At 53.2% G+C, this 15,288-nt stretch carries 13 protein-coding genes; 7 read left to right on the plus strand and 6 right to left on the minus strand.

Translation table 11 applies throughout. The features are described 5' to 3' along the window. Positions 1 to 202: 202 nt before the first annotated feature. The gene (locus RGQ30_RS04715) at positions 203 to 2,644 is read right to left on the minus strand and encodes a sigma-54-dependent Fis family transcriptional regulator (RefSeq protein ID WP_338284811.1); all 2,442 of its coding nucleotides are present in this window, start codon (positions 2,642 to 2,644) and stop codon (positions 203 to 205) included. A 317-nt stretch (positions 2,645 to 2,961) separates the two neighbouring features. Here RGQ30_RS04715 and pedF point away from each other — a divergent pair, with 317 nt between their 5' ends. The 7 genes from pedF to RGQ30_RS04750 all read left to right on the plus strand — a co-directional run bounded on the left by pedF (position 2,962) and on the right by RGQ30_RS04750 (position 8,950). After that, positions 2,962 to 3,417, plus strand: coding sequence for a cytochrome c-550 PedF (gene pedF / locus RGQ30_RS04720; RefSeq protein WP_130558092.1), 456 nt, complete (start codon positions 2,962 to 2,964; stop codon positions 3,415 to 3,417). 110 nt (positions 3,418 to 3,527) lie between these two features. Further along, positions 3,528 to 4,427: a substrate-binding periplasmic protein gene (locus tag RGQ30_RS04725; protein WP_130558091.1), complete on the plus strand. Its 900-nt coding sequence runs from the start codon at positions 3,528 to 3,530 to the stop codon at positions 4,425 to 4,427. Between the two features lie 235 nt (positions 4,428 to 4,662). Further along, positions 4,663 to 5,136: a 4Fe-4S dicluster domain-containing protein gene (locus RGQ30_RS04730; RefSeq protein WP_130558090.1), complete on the plus strand. Its 474-nt coding sequence runs from the start codon at positions 4,663 to 4,665 to the stop codon at positions 5,134 to 5,136. 31 nt (positions 5,137 to 5,167) lie between these two features. After that, positions 5,168 to 7,015: an aldehyde ferredoxin oxidoreductase family protein gene (locus RGQ30_RS04735; RefSeq protein WP_130558089.1), complete on the plus strand. Its 1,848-nt coding sequence runs from the start codon at positions 5,168 to 5,170 to the stop codon at positions 7,013 to 7,015. Further along, positions 7,012 to 8,421, plus strand: a complete 1,410-nt coding sequence (locus RGQ30_RS04740; RefSeq protein WP_338284812.1) for an NAD(P)/FAD-dependent oxidoreductase — start codon at positions 7,012 to 7,014, stop codon at positions 8,419 to 8,421. The genes RGQ30_RS04735 and RGQ30_RS04740 overlap by 4 nt, the downstream gene beginning before the upstream one ends. Beyond that, entirely contained in the window at positions 8,388 to 8,639 is a 252-nt protein-coding gene (locus RGQ30_RS04745) for a MoaD/ThiS family protein (protein WP_130558088.1), read from the plus strand. The genes RGQ30_RS04740 and RGQ30_RS04745 overlap by 34 nt, the downstream gene beginning before the upstream one ends. Positions 8,640 to 8,647: 8 nt before the next feature. Beyond that, positions 8,648 to 8,950, plus strand: a complete 303-nt coding sequence (locus RGQ30_RS04750; protein WP_130558087.1) for a hypothetical protein — start codon at positions 8,648 to 8,650, stop codon at positions 8,948 to 8,950. A 536-nt stretch (positions 8,951 to 9,486) separates the two neighbouring features. Here RGQ30_RS04750 and RGQ30_RS04755 read toward each other — a convergent pair. The 5 genes from RGQ30_RS04755 to RGQ30_RS04775 form a co-directional block, all read right to left on the minus strand. Then, the gene (locus RGQ30_RS04755) at positions 9,487 to 9,882 is read right to left on the minus strand and encodes a DUF1850 domain-containing protein (protein ID WP_130558086.1); all 396 of its coding nucleotides are present in this window, start codon (positions 9,880 to 9,882) and stop codon (positions 9,487 to 9,489) included. Continuing rightward, positions 9,879 to 11,978 (minus strand): TRAP transporter permease, encoded by a 2,100-nt coding sequence (locus RGQ30_RS04760; RefSeq protein ID WP_130558085.1) that lies wholly within the window; start codon positions 11,976 to 11,978, stop codon positions 9,879 to 9,881. Before RGQ30_RS04760 ends, RGQ30_RS04755 begins: the two co-directional genes overlap by 4 nt. Positions 11,979 to 12,091: 113 nt before the next feature. After that, positions 12,092 to 13,048, minus strand: a complete 957-nt coding sequence (locus tag RGQ30_RS04765; RefSeq protein ID WP_338284813.1) for a TAXI family TRAP transporter solute-binding subunit — start codon at positions 13,046 to 13,048, stop codon at positions 12,092 to 12,094. 138 nt (positions 13,049 to 13,186) lie between these two features. Beyond that, positions 13,187 to 13,897 carry a response regulator transcription factor gene (locus tag RGQ30_RS04770; protein WP_130558084.1) on the minus strand — a complete coding sequence of 237 codons (711 nt, stop codon included), beginning with the start codon at positions 13,895 to 13,897 and terminating at the stop codon, positions 13,187 to 13,189. Beyond that, positions 13,887 to 15,071 (minus strand): histidine kinase, encoded by a 1,185-nt coding sequence (locus tag RGQ30_RS04775; protein WP_130558083.1) that lies wholly within the window; start codon positions 15,069 to 15,071, stop codon positions 13,887 to 13,889. Before RGQ30_RS04775 ends, RGQ30_RS04770 begins: the two co-directional genes overlap by 11 nt. Positions 15,072 to 15,288: the final 217 nt, after the last annotated feature.

The following is a 15,288-nucleotide window of genomic DNA, read 5'->3' on the forward strand; positions in this document are numbered from 1 at the left end:
GTTTTTATTGGTTTAATTGAAAATACGATGGTTGTCAGGACGTGTGCTTCCGCCAGGGGTGTGTCGCGTCAGGCGATGCGCTTTGAAACAATGTTGTTGTGAGCTGGAGCAGTGAGGTGACAGTTTTGTGACAGCTGCGCATTGGGCATGTACCAAAAAAAACCACCCCGCGAAGGGGGTGGTTTTTCGGGTATGCAATTGATTACTTGGAGTTCAAACGTCGGTAGATTGTGTTTCTTGAAATACCCAGCATTCGGGCGGCAGCGCTGACGTTGCCCCGACAGTTTTCCAGTGCTTCCTGAATCGCTTTGGACTCCAGGTCGTCTAGGTTGATTGGGTTCTCCACCGGGGTACGGGCAGCCTGTCTTGATCCAAGATAGCCTTGTGAACGGGCGTCGTAAGGCCGTGCATCAAAACCATCCTCCTTGAAACGGTGAGGAGGCTGCGCAGTGGTTGACCCGAAGTCGTCCCGGCCAACTGTTTTTGCCGGGCTTTGCCAGGAATCAAAACGTCCTTCCCTGAACTTGTTGAAAGTCTGATCGAGTCCGTTTGCTTTTTGCTGAACAGGTCTTGCGGGAGCCGATGTGTTTTGACCTCGATGCACCTGAACATCGAACATGCTGTGATTTGCCTTGCCGGTGTTTCTTTGCTGGGCGTGACTTGCAGGAACAGCTTTCGTTTGAAAGCCGCTTCCTTTGGTCTCGGTGGAAAAATTGCTCCGAACATTGAATTGCGGCCGTGCGGGTTGAGCCACTTGCGGTGTGTGCTTCTCAACAGGAGCAACCGGTGCGCAGCTAGGGGCCTCACGCGTACTTTGCTGGTCCAGTCGCAAGGCGCGCCACTCGTCCAGAAAGTCGTCGGGGAGGTGATCCCATTCGATCATTTCGTGCTCGTCCGTCATCACGCTGGCCGTGCGCAGAATGTTGGTCAACTGTCGAATATTGCCGGGCCAACTGTGCGTGGTGAATGCATTCATTACTTCAGCCGACACCTGAATACGTGGGTTGTGTGATTCGTTTTCCAGGATGCGCTGAATGATTTTTTCAAGGTCAGTGCGTTCACGAAGTGCCGGTAGACGAACCACCAAGCCATGTAGCCGGTAATACAAGTCTTCGCGGAAAAGTCCGGCGGTAATCTGGTCGCGCAGGTTTCTGTGCGTTGCACAAATCACCTGCAAATTGACAGGAATACTCTTTTGGCTGCCCAGGGGCGTGACCACCCGCTCCTGCAAAACCCGCAGCAAACGGGCCTGCAGCGAAATTGGCATGTCACCAATTTCATCCAGAAACAATGTGCCGCCATTGGCTTGCAGAATTCGGCCTTGTGAACCTTTTTTCTTCGCACCCGTAAAGGCACCGTCTTCATAACCGAACAATTCAGATTCAATCAGCGTTTCCGGGATGGATGCGCAATTCACAGCCACAAACGGTTTGTCTTGCCGTGGCGAATCGTTGTGAATGGCCTGCGCCAGAATTTCCTTGCCAGTTCCGGTTTCTCCCAAAATCAGGATGGGGATATCCTTGTCAATGACCTTGCACACCTTGTCAATAATTCGGGCGACCTGGTTGTCACCAGTGTTCAGGTACTTCAAGCTGGAAAGGTGGCGGCTTTTTTGGCACGTGGTGTTGGCTTTTTGTGTAGCTGGCGCCTGGTTTTGAACCACCGCAGCGTCGGCATTGTTTTTGACCAGGCCCACTGAGTCGAATATGCGGCCACGGCCCACGCTGCCAAGGCTTGCCTTGGCGGTTACCTGGTTGCCATTGTGCAGGCAGAGAATCAGGGGGATAGGGTTGCAAGTTCGGTAATGGTCAATCAGTGCCGACAAAGGCATGCCGAAAAGCGAGCTGAAGGTGTGGCTTTTCAGTGCGTTGCTGGACATGCCAAACTGGACCATGGCCGCCCTGTTGGCTGCGAGAAACTTGCCTCCTGGAGAAAACGCCGCAGCACCTTCCACCACAGAGCCCAAGAACTCTCCGCGCTGGTGAAACTGGACAATAATTGCGTCTTGAAAGGAGCTGTTGAACAAATGGTTTTCAATCATTTGCGCCGACATGCGCACCAGGCCCATGGTGTGGCGGTGGTAGCTGCGGTAATCGCCTGTCACATCCAGTACACCAATGGCGACACCGTTCGGATCGAAAATCGGTGCAGCAGAGCAGGTCAGAAAACGGTTCACATCCAGAAAGTGATCCTGACCGTGAACCACCGTGGGCAATTCCTCAATCAGGGCAGTGCCAATCGCATTCGTGCCCTTGTGCTCTTCGCTCCAGGTAACGCCAGGCGCCAAGGCAACTTTCTGGGCCTTGACCAGAAAGTCGTCGTCTCCGAGGGATTCAATGATGGTTCCGCTGGCATCGGTCAGCAGAACCATGCTGTGTGTATTGACCACTTGCTCGTACAGCGTCTCCATGAAAGGGAGCGCGCAAGATTTCAATCGATTGTTTTTTTCGATCAGTTCTTTGAGCGTGTTTCCTGCAGGGGGGGCAATGTCAACTTTGGCTGTAGTGTCAAGGCCGGCTGCGGTTGAACGCTGGTGGGCCCTGCGAATAAATTCAAGATGCCCCTCTGTGCCGGGGTCAATCAGTTCCAGTACCTGGGCATTGGACGCGATGCTGCCGCTGTCCCGCTCGGATAAAAATGTCATCCTTGTCTCCTGCTTCTTTGGGTGCTGCTTTTTATAGGTATGTTTTTTGGTGCAACGGGGATCTGAGTCTGGCAGTGACAACATCCACCTGCTCGATCCTGTTTCTTCACAATGCAAACACTGTGCCAACTCAATTCATCTTGTTTCAAAATGAAACACAGCTTGATGAAAATTAGCACAGAACAGTGGCAGGGGCTACCCAGTTCGCCATTTGTTACAGTTTCTCAAGGTTATTCACAATTGATGGTTTGTTGGGTGGCATGGGGCTTGCAATAGCTCGGAGGTGTTGAATCATTCTTAGAAAGACAGGAGTTGTGATGTTAGTTCGTAAAGCCCTTGTGGCATCCCTTTTTTCAATTGCTGCGGCCGTTGCTTTCGCCCATGGCGATGTAACCCCTCAGGTTGTTGACACCTCGACGCTGAAGCCGCTTGGTGACGACATGCTGGACAACAACCCGTACACGGGCGACAAGGAAGCCATTCGGATTGGAAGCTCGGCCTACAACCAGAATTGCGCGCGTTGTCATGGTTTGGAAGTAATCAGCGGTGGAATTTCACCTGACTTGCGCAAGATGAATGCCGAGTGCGATTCGTTCGCAGGCAAGAAGGCCAAAGAACAGTGCAAGACTGAAATGGACACTTACTTCCGCAATTCTGTACTGGGTGGCAAAGTGCGCGGTGACCGCGTTTACATGCCGGCCTTCGCCGGCATCCTGAATCAGGAAGCCATTTGGGCGATCAAGGCGTATGTAGAAACCCGCCCAGCGGAATAAGCTGCGCCAGTTGGCTTTACGAAGAGCCCAGGTTCATTGAAGCTTGGGCCTTCATTTACAGAAAAAACAGAAGTGCTACCAAGGCACATTCCTCTCAGGAGACACACCTCATGAACGCAACTCCCATCGCGTTGACTCTTCCATTTTCTTTTCGCAAAACTGCCAACTTGGCTGTAAAAGCCCTTTCTGCAGTAGCGATCGCATTCTCGGTTCACGTGGGTGCCCAGGCACAGGAACTCACCGACTGGGCCAAGGTTCAGGCCTCGGGTGTGCTCACTGTGGCTGTTTATAACTACCTGGCCCCTTATTCGGACCAAGGCAAAGGCATTGACGTTGACATTGCCCGCGCCCTTGCGGGCAAGCTTGGATTGGGATTGCGCGTTCGTCCGTTCAATGAGGATGAAGAGTTTTCTGATGACATTCGTAACATGGTGACCCGTGGCCACTACCTGGCTGGAGCACCTGCCGACATCCTGATGCATGCGCCTGTTGACGCCTACATCATGCAGAAAGAGGACCAGGCACTGTTCTTCTCGCCTTACACACGCGACGACATTTTCGTGGCGCGTAATATCAAGAAACTGCCCACGCTGGACAGTTTCAAGCCGTTTTCTGAAGCAGGCAACAGGATCGGGGCTGAAACCGCGGCATTGCCCAGCATCATGCTTGCAGGGGCTGACAATGCAGCCTATGCAGACAACCTGGTCAACTTCAAAACCCCGAAGGAAGCAGTAGATGCCATGGTGAGCGGTGAGTTGGTGGCGGTCATGGCCACCCGTGCAGAGCTGGAGTGGGCCTTGCAGCAGTACCCTGACAAAAAAGCCGATTTCTACGTGTCCAAGGTTCCACACAACTCCTTGCCTCCAAAAGGTTGGGTCGTTGGCATGGCCACCAAGAAAAGCAACAAGGAATTGGCTGAAAAGCTGACCAACGCCATGAATGATTTGAAGGAATCAGGGGAACTGGCAAAAATCTTTGAAAAATACGGTGTGAAGTACATTAGGCCCTGAACGCCTGAAGTGATTGAATGAAACAGCCCTGCCAATGCGCAGGGCTTTTTTTTGAAGCAGTTGTATCAAAATGAAACACCTGTCCTTCTTCGATGCTGCGTGATTGTCGTTAATTCAGAAAATTGTTGCCGTGACCTGTTCCGCACCTGTTTTAAAGTTGGCAGGCTTATTGCATAAGACCCCTCCATGAGTAGTGCCAAAAAACCAATAAACCAATAAAGCGAGGAACAACGGGATGCAAAAATCTCTTCACATCACGCCCGACAAGTGCACGGGCTGCCTGCAGTGTGAAATGGCTTGCAGCTATGAAAACTACCAGGTGTTCAACACCTCACTGTCGCGAATCAAGGTATTCGACTTTCATCACACTGGCAAAAAAGTGCCCTACACCTGCACGCAGTGTGACGAGGCGTGGTGTCTGCATGCCTGCCCGGTCGAAGCCATTACGATGGACAAGACCAACGGTGTGAAGGTTGTTTCAGAAGACACATGCGTGGGTTGCAAGGTGTGCACCATTGCCTGCCCGTTCGGTACGGTCAACTATGTCCAGGAAACCGGCAAGGTTCAGAAGTGTGACCTGTGTGGTGGCGACCCTGCTTGTGCAACAGCTTGCCCAACCGGCGCAATCACCTTCATCGATTCCAACTGGACAGGTCTGGACAAGATGAAGCAATGGGCTGAAAAGTTGAGCAACCAGGCTCACGCGTAATTCTGAAGAATAGAGAAGGGAGTAATACAACATGGCATGGACCGGCAAAGTACTGCGCGTTAACCTGACTACAGGCACCTGTACAACTGAAGACTTGAGAATGGATTGGGCGAAAAGCTACCTTGGCCAGCGTGGTTTGGCCACCAAGTACTTCGTGGAAGAAGTCAGCGCGAAAGTGGATCCACTTTCACCTGAAAACAAACTGATTTATGCAACTGGCCCTTTGACGGGCACCATGGCCTCAACCGGTGGCCGTTACTCTGTGATCACCAAGGGTCCATTGACTGGCGCAATCGCCTGTTCAAACTCGGGCGGCTACTTTGGCAACGAGTTAAAAAGTGCCGGGTGGGACATGGTCATCATGGAAGGCAAGTCCCCGAAGCCCGTGTACCTGTTGATTGAAAACGAAAACGCGAAACTGATGGATGCATCGGACTTGTGGGGCAAGAGCGTGTGGGACACAGAACCCGCCATCAAGACCAAGCACCAGGACCCGCTGATGCGTGTGTGCTCGATTGGCAAGGCCGGTGAAAACCAGGTGCTGTATGCAGCGATCGTGAACGATCTGCACCGTGCTGCTGGACGTTCTGGTGTGGGTGCCGTCATGGGCTCCAAGAATGTGAAAGCCATTGCAGTTCGTGGCACCAAGGGTGTTGGCAATATTTCCAACCCCAAGGAATTCATGAAGGTGACTTACGAGAAGAAAAAAATTCTCGCCGAGAACGCTGTGACCGGCACAGGCCTGCCCACCTACGGCACGCAGGTGTTGATGAACGTGATCAACGAAATGGGCGCGATGCCCACGAACAACCACCGTGACGTGATTTTTGATGGCGCCAAAGACATTTCCGGCGAAAAAATGCACGAGCCACGCAAAACCGACGGCAAGGCCAACCTGGTGACCAACCAGGCCTGCTTCGGTTGCACCATTGCCTGCGGTCGCATTTCAAAAATTGATGAAACCCATTTCACCGTAGAAAACAAGCCGCAATACCATGGCGCATCTGGCGGCTTGGAATATGAGGCAGCCTGGGCACTGGGTTCATCCAATGGCGTGAATGACCTGGAAGCGCTGACCTATGTCAACTTCCTGTGTAACGAGCACGGCATTGATCCGATTTCTTTGGGTGCCACCATTTCCGCAGTGATGGAATTGTATGAAATGGGCGTGTTGACTGAAGCACAACTTGGTTGCAAAGCCCCGTTTGGTTCTGCCCAGGCCTTGGTGAAGTTGTCTGAAGACACTTGCAACGCCGTGGGCTTTGGCGTGGAAATAGGACAGGGCTCCAAGCGCCTGACAGAAAAGTATGGTCAGCCCCAGCTGTCCATGAGCGTGAAAGGCCAGGAATTCCCGGCCTACGATTCACGCGGCATTCAGGGCATGGGCTTGGCCTATGCCACATCCAACCGCGGTGCCTGCCACTTGCGCGGCTACACCGTCGCATCCGAAGTCTTGGGTATTCCTGTTAAAACAGACCCGTTGGTGACCGATGGAAAAGCCGGTTTGGTCAAGGCTTTCCAAGATGCAACAGCCATTTTTGATTCAGCCGGTATTTGCGTGTTCACCAGCTTTGCATGGACCCTGGCTGATGTTCAGCCCCAGGTGGCTGCTGCCTGTGGTGACGAGTTCGACATGGCTAACCTGGAAACCATGGGCGAGCGCATCTGGAACATGGAGCGCCAGTTCAACCTGGAAGCTGGTTTCACCAAGGCCGACGACGACCTGCCAGCACGCTTGAAGAAAGACGCTGCAAAGGTGGGCCCCGCCAAAGGCCTGGTCAACGGCATCGACAAAATGTTGCCCGAGTACTATGACCTGCGCGGCTGGGACACCGAAGGTCGACCAACTTCCGCCACACTGGAGCGTTTGGGGCTATGACTGTATCCACTCCCGTAAAGGGTTCTCTGAGGCACGTTATCCTGGGTAACGGGCCAGCGGGGGTGGTCGCTGCCGAGCAGATTCGCAAGCAGCGGCCGCGCGATTCAATCGTGATGGTGGGTGCCGAACCGGAACCCCCATATTCCCGCATGGCCATTCCCTACCTGCTGATTGGCAAAGTGGGCGAGAAAGGCACATACCTTCGCAAAGACCCAGACCATTTCAAGAAGCAGAACATTCAGGAAGTGCAAGCCCGTGCAACCCAGCTGGACACGGCGGGCAAGAAAGTGATGCTGGACAATGGCGATGTGCTTGAATACGACAAGCTGCTGATTGCCACAGGCGCACGCCCAATTTCACCGCCCATTCCGGGGGTGAATTTGCCCGGTGTGCACCCGTGCTGGACGCTGGAAAACGCCCGGCAGATCATTGAGCTGGCCAAGCCTGGTTCACGTGTGTTGCAAATGGGTGCGGGCTTTATCGGCTGCATCATCATGGAAGCACTGGCCTTGCGCGGTGTGAAGCTGACCGTGGTCGAAATGGGCAACCGCATGGTGCCCCGCATGATGACCGAAGGCGCAGGTTCCATGATCCGTGACTGGTGTATCAAAAAAGGCGTGAATGTGTATTGCTCCACCCGCGTGGAAGCAATCGAACAAGGCGGTCAGCCTGTTCAACCCTCTGAGCAAGGCCTGATCGGCAAGATTACATCCGCACTTGGTTTTGGTGGTGGAGGTAATAATGCTGTGCTTGCTGCCAAGGACAGTGCACCCTTGCGCGTGAAGTTGTCCAACGGCGAAGTGCTGGAAGTGGACCTTGTTATTTCCGCAACAGGTGTGAAACCCAACCTGGACTTTCTTGAAGGCAGTGGTCTTGAACTGGATCAGGGTTTGCTGGTTGATGACCACATGCAGACCAACATCAAGGATGTGTATGCTGCCGGTGACGTGGCTCAGGTTCGTGACTTCTCCACGGGTGAAAAAACCGTGAACATGATTCAGCCTGCTGCTGCCGACGACGCACGAATTGCCGCCCAGAACATGATGGGGCAGGGCACGAGTACGCAGGGAAGCCTGGCCATGAACGTACTGGATACCTTGGGTTTGATTGCTGCCTCGTTTGGCCAGTGGTGGGGCGCTGAGGGTGGGCAAAGCGTTGAGTTGCAAAACAAGGACGAGTTTTCCTACATGCGTTTGGAGTTTCTCGACGATGTGCTGATTGGTGCAACCAGTTTGGGGCTAACGAACCATGTTGGCGTCATGCGGGGGCTGATTCAGGGCAAAATCCACTTGGGTGAATGGAAAGACCATTTGCTTGAAGATCCAACCCGATTAATGGAAGCCTATCTGGCTTGCGCTCAGTCACAAAGCACATGGAAATTACCTTCAAACTCTTTGCAACACTGACCGACTACTTGCCTTCGAACCGCGTGGACAACGCGGTTCACCTGCAAGTCAAAGATGGCAGCACCGTGCAGCAAATCATCGACCAGTTTCACCTGCCTGAAAAACTGACCCACCTGGTGTTGGTTAATGGGGTGTACGTGGACCCGGCCGATCGCAGTACCAAAGTATTGACCCCCGACGATGTGTTGGCCATTTGGCCGCCCATCGCGGGTGGTTGATTTGTTCGATGACCATATTCAACACTGACGTGGCGCTCGACATGTCGTGCACCGAGCGCGAGTTACTGCGCTGGGTCGACATGATTGCGTCGCTTTTCCCCAAGTGCGGCACCGGTGATTCCTATGCGGACTTCGCGCTTGAGGGTGGTACTGCGCGTATTGCGTGGAAGTTGTTGCCCGACCGCGTTATAGCCTTGGTGCGGTTGAAACGAATGGAAGTCACGCTGGCGTATTCCGATGGGGTTCCAGTGGAAGCGAGGGCGCATTTTTCAAAGCAGTTTCAGATGCACACGCTGAGAGGCGGTGGCTAGCGCTTTTTGCGCAGACTTTGTTCGGTGTTCTTCACAGCTCATCTCGCCTTGGACGCGGCCGATGTTGCGCGGGCTTTGCTCGATGTTCGTTGCTGCTCATCTCGCCTTGGTCAAGGCTTGTTTCCTGCCTTGTTGGTTCTGGCTTGGGGCATGCGAAACGCAAAAGCGTCTTCGCATCGATTCCTAACGGAATCGCCCCTCGCTGCGAATCAGCCGGGAAGCCTTGCCCTGAATCGGCAAGATGATGCAGCAAACAAACACCTCACTGGCTGCGAACTTGCGCCGGAGAAAGGGCAGGTGATTCAATCATCGCCGGAAGCCACTGCAAGCTTGAGTGAGTCGCTGAAAGTTTTCTTAAGTCGCAGGTCACTCACCGCAAGTCGCAGGCGGAGCCCGTTCGAGTTTGCGAAGGCAGCATAGCCCTCGCACCGCCATTCAAAACGGGGACTAAAGGCTTTCTGGCGGAAGTAGGGCATGCGCCTGAGCAAATGAAGAACGAATTATGCGCCTGAGCAAACAAAGACCGCAGCCCGTGCCTATGGAACCGGCCTGATCGTGAACGACTCCGAGTGCAGCGCTTTAAAGCTGTCAAAGTCGATGCATTCACCAACCTGGTAGGTCACGGCATCAATCGCGCAAAGCTTCCAGTTGTCAGGCGTCAATTCCGAGTTGGCCAGTGAAATCGATGTCAGTTCAACTGCCTGTAAGGGCTTCCATCGGTACCAGCCATCCTGAAGCACGGCATGGGGTGCTGGGTCTATTCCGGCGCCACTGCCCTTGACGAAGGTTTCTCGCAAGCTCAATTGTTCGCCAGAAATTTTCCAGTGCTCCACCCACTGCGTTTTCTCAATCGAGTGTGTCCAACTCAGGGAAAACAGCAAACCTGCCAGGCAAGCTGCTGATTTCCCCGCGATGAAAACGCACAAGCTCATGCGGTTTGAAGTTTACTTTTCACTGCCCGCACGTTGCGCCAAGCCAGATAGCCGAACACCACGGCCAGTGCAAATCCGATTTCATCAGTTACAGGCAAGGCAGCAATCAGCGTGAATGCGCTGGTCATTGCAAGTACGCGCAACCAGACTGGAAGTTTGGTACCCAAATAGCCAATCACCGCTGCTCCCCACAAACTGATCGCAAGCACTGTTTTTACAACAATATAAATCACCGCTGGAACGTAACCAATTTCACTGGCCAATGGGCCACCGTCTTGCAGCATCAGTGCAGGGGTGTACACCGCCATGAACGGGATGACAAACCCTGCTGCGGCAATTTTCACGGCTTCAATTGAAATGGTCAGGCCCCGTTCCTTGGCAATGGGTGCTGCTGCAAAGCAGGCCAGTGCAACCGGGGGCGTCAGGTCTGCAAGGATGCCGAAATAGAACACGAACATGTGGCTGATGATCAACGGTACCCCCAGTTGTTCCAATGCGGGCCCGGCAATGCTGGATGTGATGATGTAGTTCGGAATGGTGGGTATGCCCATGCCAAGCACAATGCAGGTGATCATCGTCAATATCAGTGACAGGAACAGGCTATTCTCGCCCACGCTGACCACAAACTGACCGAACGTGTTTGCCGCACCTGTCAGCGTCATCGTGCCGATGATAATGCCCACCATGGCACAGGCCACACCCACCGGCAGGGCGGATTTGGCACCGTCTGCCAGAGAGTCGCGGCAAGCTTTCAACGTTTCACGTCCACCTTTGTTCAGCGCATTGATTGCAATCAGCGCCAGAATGGCGCCAGCAATGACCCAAATACCGAACTGCAGGAACGCGGCACATACCACACCCAGACCGATCCAGAACAAAATACGAATCACGGTACTTGGCAAACCAATCGCAATGGACGCACCCAAAATCAGCACCACCGTGAAAGCCAGCCCCACCGTGCCTGCAAACAGTGGCGTGTACCCACCCACCAGCAGCCAAACCAGTGCCACAAGCGGAATGACCAAATACCACTGTTCCTTGACCGCTTTCAATGGTGAGGGCAGATCTTTTTTGTCCAGACCTTTCAGGCCATGTTTGCCGGCCTCCAGGTGCACCATCCAGAATGCCCCGAAGAAATACAACACCGCTGGAATGATGGCCGCTTTCACAATTTCTGAATAGGCCACGCCCAGTGTTTCGGCCATGATGAAGGCTACTGCACCCATCACAGGTGGCATCAATTGTCCGCCCATGGATGCGGTGGATTCCACTCCACCTGCAAACGCGGCCCGGTAGCCAAACCGCTTCATCAATGGAATGGTGAATTGGCCTGTTGTAACTACGTTGGCGACACCCGAACCTGAAATGGTTCCCATCAAGGCGGAGGACACCACGGCAACTTTGGCTGCACCACCTTGCGCATGGCCTACCAGACCCAATGCGAAGTCGGTGAACAGTTTGATCATGCCTGCTTTTTCAAGAAAAGCTCCGAACAGGATGAACAGGAAAATATACGAGGCTGATACATACGTGGGAATGCCATAAATACCCTCGGTGCCGTAGGCCATGTGCTCGATCACCTGGTGAAAGTCGTAACCGCGGTGGTCGAAAGGTGCTGGCAGGTACTGGCCAAACAGGCAGTAGGCAAAAAATGTTCCGCAAATAATCGGCAGTGCAGGGCCCATCAGCAACCAAGTGGCAACAAACACGGTGGCAATGGCCAACATGCCGAGGTAAATATCCAGTTCAGTGGGGTCGCCCGCTCGAATCAGCAGTGGTTCGTATTCCACCCATTGATAGCCTGCTACGCAAACAGCTGACAAGGCCAGGATCCAGGCCATGGCTTTGAAAGCCACATTCTTGTTCATGGCAATCAGCGGGAACGTCAGTAACAACAAAAATCCCACATGGCAGGCCCGTTGAACCTGACTGGACAGGTCAAAAAGGTGGGCGGCAGTAGCAATTTGAAACGTTGAAAGCAGGACGGCAATCCAGAAAAGTAGCCGGCCTTCAAAAGACTGCGTGAAGCCTGCAGCAGTGGGGTCATGAAAACCCGGATTTGCGTCAATGGGGTAGGTAGTAGGAATATTGGACATGGGCAGGAAGCCCGGAACGGGCTACAAGGTAATTGAGGTTGAAAGCCACCCCCCGGCGGGATGTGGCAGCTTCGACAACTAATGCAACTGTGACAGCTGTTGCAACCGCCCGCTTACTTGATCAAGCCTTTTTCTTTGTAAAACTTCTCTGCACCGGGGTGCAAGGGCACTGGCATACCCTGCAAGGCGTTTTCAAACTTGATTGCTTCGGCTGCCTTGTGGGCTGAGCGCAAGGCGGGCAGGTTTTCCCACAGCAGCTTGGTCATTTGATAAGCCGCTTCATCCGAAACGTCCGAATGGGTAATCAGGAAGTTCACGATTGCTGCTGTGGGTACATCCTTGGTTTGCCCTTGGTAGGTACCGGCAGGAATGGTGCCTTCAACATAAGGTGCCCCCAGTTTTTTAACCACGCTTGCCGGTACTGCCACCATATTCACTTCCATCGATGCAGACAGGTCTTTCAAGGAAGCCACACCCAGCCCGGCCGACTGCAATGTTGCATCCAACTGGCGGTTTTTCATCAGCTCCACAGATTCGGCATAGGGCAGGTATTCTGTTTTGCCCAGGTCTTTATAGCCAAGGCCTGCCGCACCCAAAATGGCACGTGCGTTCAATTCAGTGCCCGACTTGGCTGCACCCACAGAAAGTCCCTTGCCCTTCAGTTGTTCGAGTGTGGTAATACCAGAGGATTTCGACGCCACAATTTGAACGTAGTTGGGGTAGATTGCTGCAATGCCGCGCAGTTTTTTCAAAGGAGCTTTGAAGCCTGCGTCTGCATCGCCTTCCCAAGCCAGCTTCACTGAATCACCCAGAGAAATACCCAATTCTCCGCGACCTTGTTGCAGTAGGTTCAGGTTTTCAACAGATGCTTTGGTCGCTTGAACCTGGGTGCGCGCACCTTTGATGTTGTCGCCGTACACTTTGGAAAGAGCGACACCAATCGGGTAATAAATGCCTGATGTACCGCCTGTCAGGATGTTGATGAATTCGGCTTTGGCTGGTGTTGCTGCAAATACCAAGCCAGTGATTGTGGCAGCCAGAATGGCAGTTTTTGCTGTGCGAAACATCATGCGGAAATCCTCCTGAGTGGTGTTGTCATGTTTTGGTTGTGGCTTGAATATCCCCGAGAACGCAACAGGTTGCAAGGCGCAAGTCCCTGTTTTTCCGAAAAATAAGGGAAAATACGAATGGGGATTACTCCCGGTTATTCAGTCGCCAAAGCCAGGTGGTTTTCTTCCAAAACCCTGACTCCAAGCCCAAAATGCCAGCTCGAAGTCGGTTTGCACACCAACTTTTTGCCGGATCTGTGACAGGTTGTTACTCACCGTCTTGCTGCTGATCCCCAGGCTGGTTGCCACCTGATCAATTGTTTTTCCCTCTACCAACAACCGCACTACATCGACCTCTCGTGGGGTTAACCCACTGGTGTTTGTGGTCGCACCGTCCACCGAATGGCCTTCCGCTTCATGCACGGGCAATCCAGGTTGCGAGTGAACGTTTTCGATAATCAATCCTTGGCTTTGAATGTCCGGTGACACATGGGTTTGTTCGTTCATGGCTTTTCGCAAGGCGATGATCAACTCATCCGGATCGCTTGATTTGGTGACATATCCTTTGGCACCTTGTTCCAGTGCTTTGCTCGCCACCACAGGGCTGTCGTGCATCGACAGAACCACCAAGGGCAAACGCGGCCATTTCAGCCGCACCCGTTTGATGAGTTCCAGCCCACTTTGGCCAGGCATGCTGATGTCGAGCACCAGTGCGTCGCACGGGATTGTTTTAAGTAAAGCGAAGGCCTCCTCCGCATTGCAGGCCTCACCAACCACTCGCAGATCATGTTCAGTGTCGATAAAGCGCTTGTACCCTGAGCGCACCGCCGCATGGTCGTCAACCAGGATAATTCGGGATTCAAGGGACATTCGGCAGGTTCTCCACGGGCAAAAAGCAGGTCAATACAAATGATTCTTTGTCCGTGCTCCAGCGGACTCTGCCATTCAGGTTGCTGATTCGTTCACGAATACCTGTCAGTCCGAGTGAAGGGCTCACTGCCTTGGTTTCGCGCACACCGTCATTTTCGACAATCAGGATGAACTCCGATTTTTCCCGATCAAATCCGGCAAGCACTTTGACCTTCTTGGCGGTGGAATGTCGGGCCACATTGGTCAGCGCTTCCTGCAATGTTCTGTACAGTGCGATGGGGGCCTCTTTCGGTAGCGGCGGCGTGCCAGGGTCCCAGGCAAAGTCGACGTACCAGCCATGCCGTCGCGCCCAGTTGTCGAGCAAATCCAGTGCGGCATCTCGAAGGGAAACATCCAGAAGCAGATGGGGCTTTAATTCCCTCAGTGAACTGCGCAGCCAACCCATCATTTCCTGCGTTTGGTCATGCACTGCTTGCGCAGCTTCGCGAGTATAAGAATCGGTGCTCTTGACCAAAAAGGCCGAATTCACGGAAATCGACGTCAATGACTGCCCAAAGTAGTCGTGAAGATCCTGGGCAATTGTCTCGCGTTCTTTTTCTTGCGCGTCGATCACATGATTCAGCAGGCGTCGGCTTTTTTGCTGTTCTGCATTCAGTGTTTGGATCAGTTGCAAAACGCTGTCGTGAATACTTTTCAGCTCATCAATCTTGAATGTGGTCTGGCTTGTGGGCAGTTTGTCGGATGCGAAGGTATGGCGTTCCGATTGTTCATAGTCCCCCAGCCATTGCACCAGTTCCTGAAGGGGTTGGTTCAGGGCCGGTTTCAGCGAATACCACACCACAATGCCGCTTCCTGCAGCCATCAACAACAACATCGCGCTGGTCAACAGCAGTTCACGACGTGTTTCACGGCGCTCCTGATTCGCTTTGGCTTCAGCAAGCTGTTGACGAAACAATTCGAACTCCAGGTTGCCCAAGGGTTCAACACGCGACAGTGCGCGGTGCAGGTCGCCAACCATGATTGAAGCGCTGGTGTATTCGGTCTTGACATCCAGCCGGCCCATCATGAACACAACAAGTACGCAGCACAGGGCCCAAAGTCCCAGCCAGGTGAGTAAACGCCGAACCAAAAGCTCGCGAAGCCGCATGGAATGATTACCTTTGAAGAATTGCAACAATGTGCACCAGAAACCAGGTTTGCAACAGGTCCAAATTCATTTTCGGGAAAACTTCCCTGTTCGATTTTGGCAGAATAATTGAAGATGTGATCAAACAAGTCACGTGCTTGCCTGGCCAATCTCCATGGCGCGCAGAGCAGGCAAGCTGCGAGACTTCATAAAACACAGTCAATACCTGCCAAGGGTTTTTTATGTTCATGTACCGTCATCTCTG

The organism is Limnobacter thiooxidans, assembly GCF_036323495.1.
Classification (GTDB): domain Bacteria; phylum Pseudomonadota; class Gammaproteobacteria; order Burkholderiales; family Burkholderiaceae_B; genus Limnobacter; species Limnobacter thiooxidans.

Bases quoted from the DNA above. Each gene is read 5' to 3' on its own strand.
- RGQ30_RS04760 (WP_130558085.1), bottom strand. From the start codon at position 11,978: ATGTCCAATATTCCTACTACCTACCCCATTGACGCAAATCCGGGTTTT.
- pedF (WP_130558092.1), top strand. From the start codon at position 2,962: ATGTTAGTTCGTAAAGCCCTTGTGGCATCCCTTTTTTCAATTGCTGCG.
- RGQ30_RS04735 (WP_130558089.1), top strand. From the start codon at position 5,168: ATGGCATGGACCGGCAAAGTACTGCGCGTTAACCTGACTACAGGCACC.
- RGQ30_RS04755 (WP_130558086.1), bottom strand. From the start codon at position 9,882: ATGAGCTTGTGCGTTTTCATCGCGGGGAAATCAGCAGCTTGCCTGGCA.
- RGQ30_RS04745 (WP_130558088.1), top strand. From the start codon at position 8,388: ATGGAAATTACCTTCAAACTCTTTGCAACACTGACCGACTACTTGCCT.
- RGQ30_RS04765 (WP_338284813.1), bottom strand. From the start codon at position 13,048: ATGATGTTTCGCACAGCAAAAACTGCCATTCTGGCTGCCACAATCACT.
- RGQ30_RS04750 (WP_130558087.1), top strand. From the start codon at position 8,648: ATGACCATATTCAACACTGACGTGGCGCTCGACATGTCGTGCACCGAG.
- RGQ30_RS04725 (WP_130558091.1), top strand. From the start codon at position 3,528: ATGAACGCAACTCCCATCGCGTTGACTCTTCCATTTTCTTTTCGCAAA.
- RGQ30_RS04730 (WP_130558090.1), top strand. From the start codon at position 4,663: ATGCAAAAATCTCTTCACATCACGCCCGACAAGTGCACGGGCTGCCTG.
- RGQ30_RS04715 (WP_338284811.1), bottom strand. From the start codon at position 2,644: ATGACATTTTTATCCGAGCGGGACAGCGGCAGCATCGCGTCCAATGCC.
- RGQ30_RS04770 (WP_130558084.1), bottom strand. From the start codon at position 13,897: ATGTCCCTTGAATCCCGAATTATCCTGGTTGACGACCATGCGGCGGTG.
- RGQ30_RS04740 (WP_338284812.1), top strand. From the start codon at position 7,012: ATGACTGTATCCACTCCCGTAAAGGGTTCTCTGAGGCACGTTATCCTG.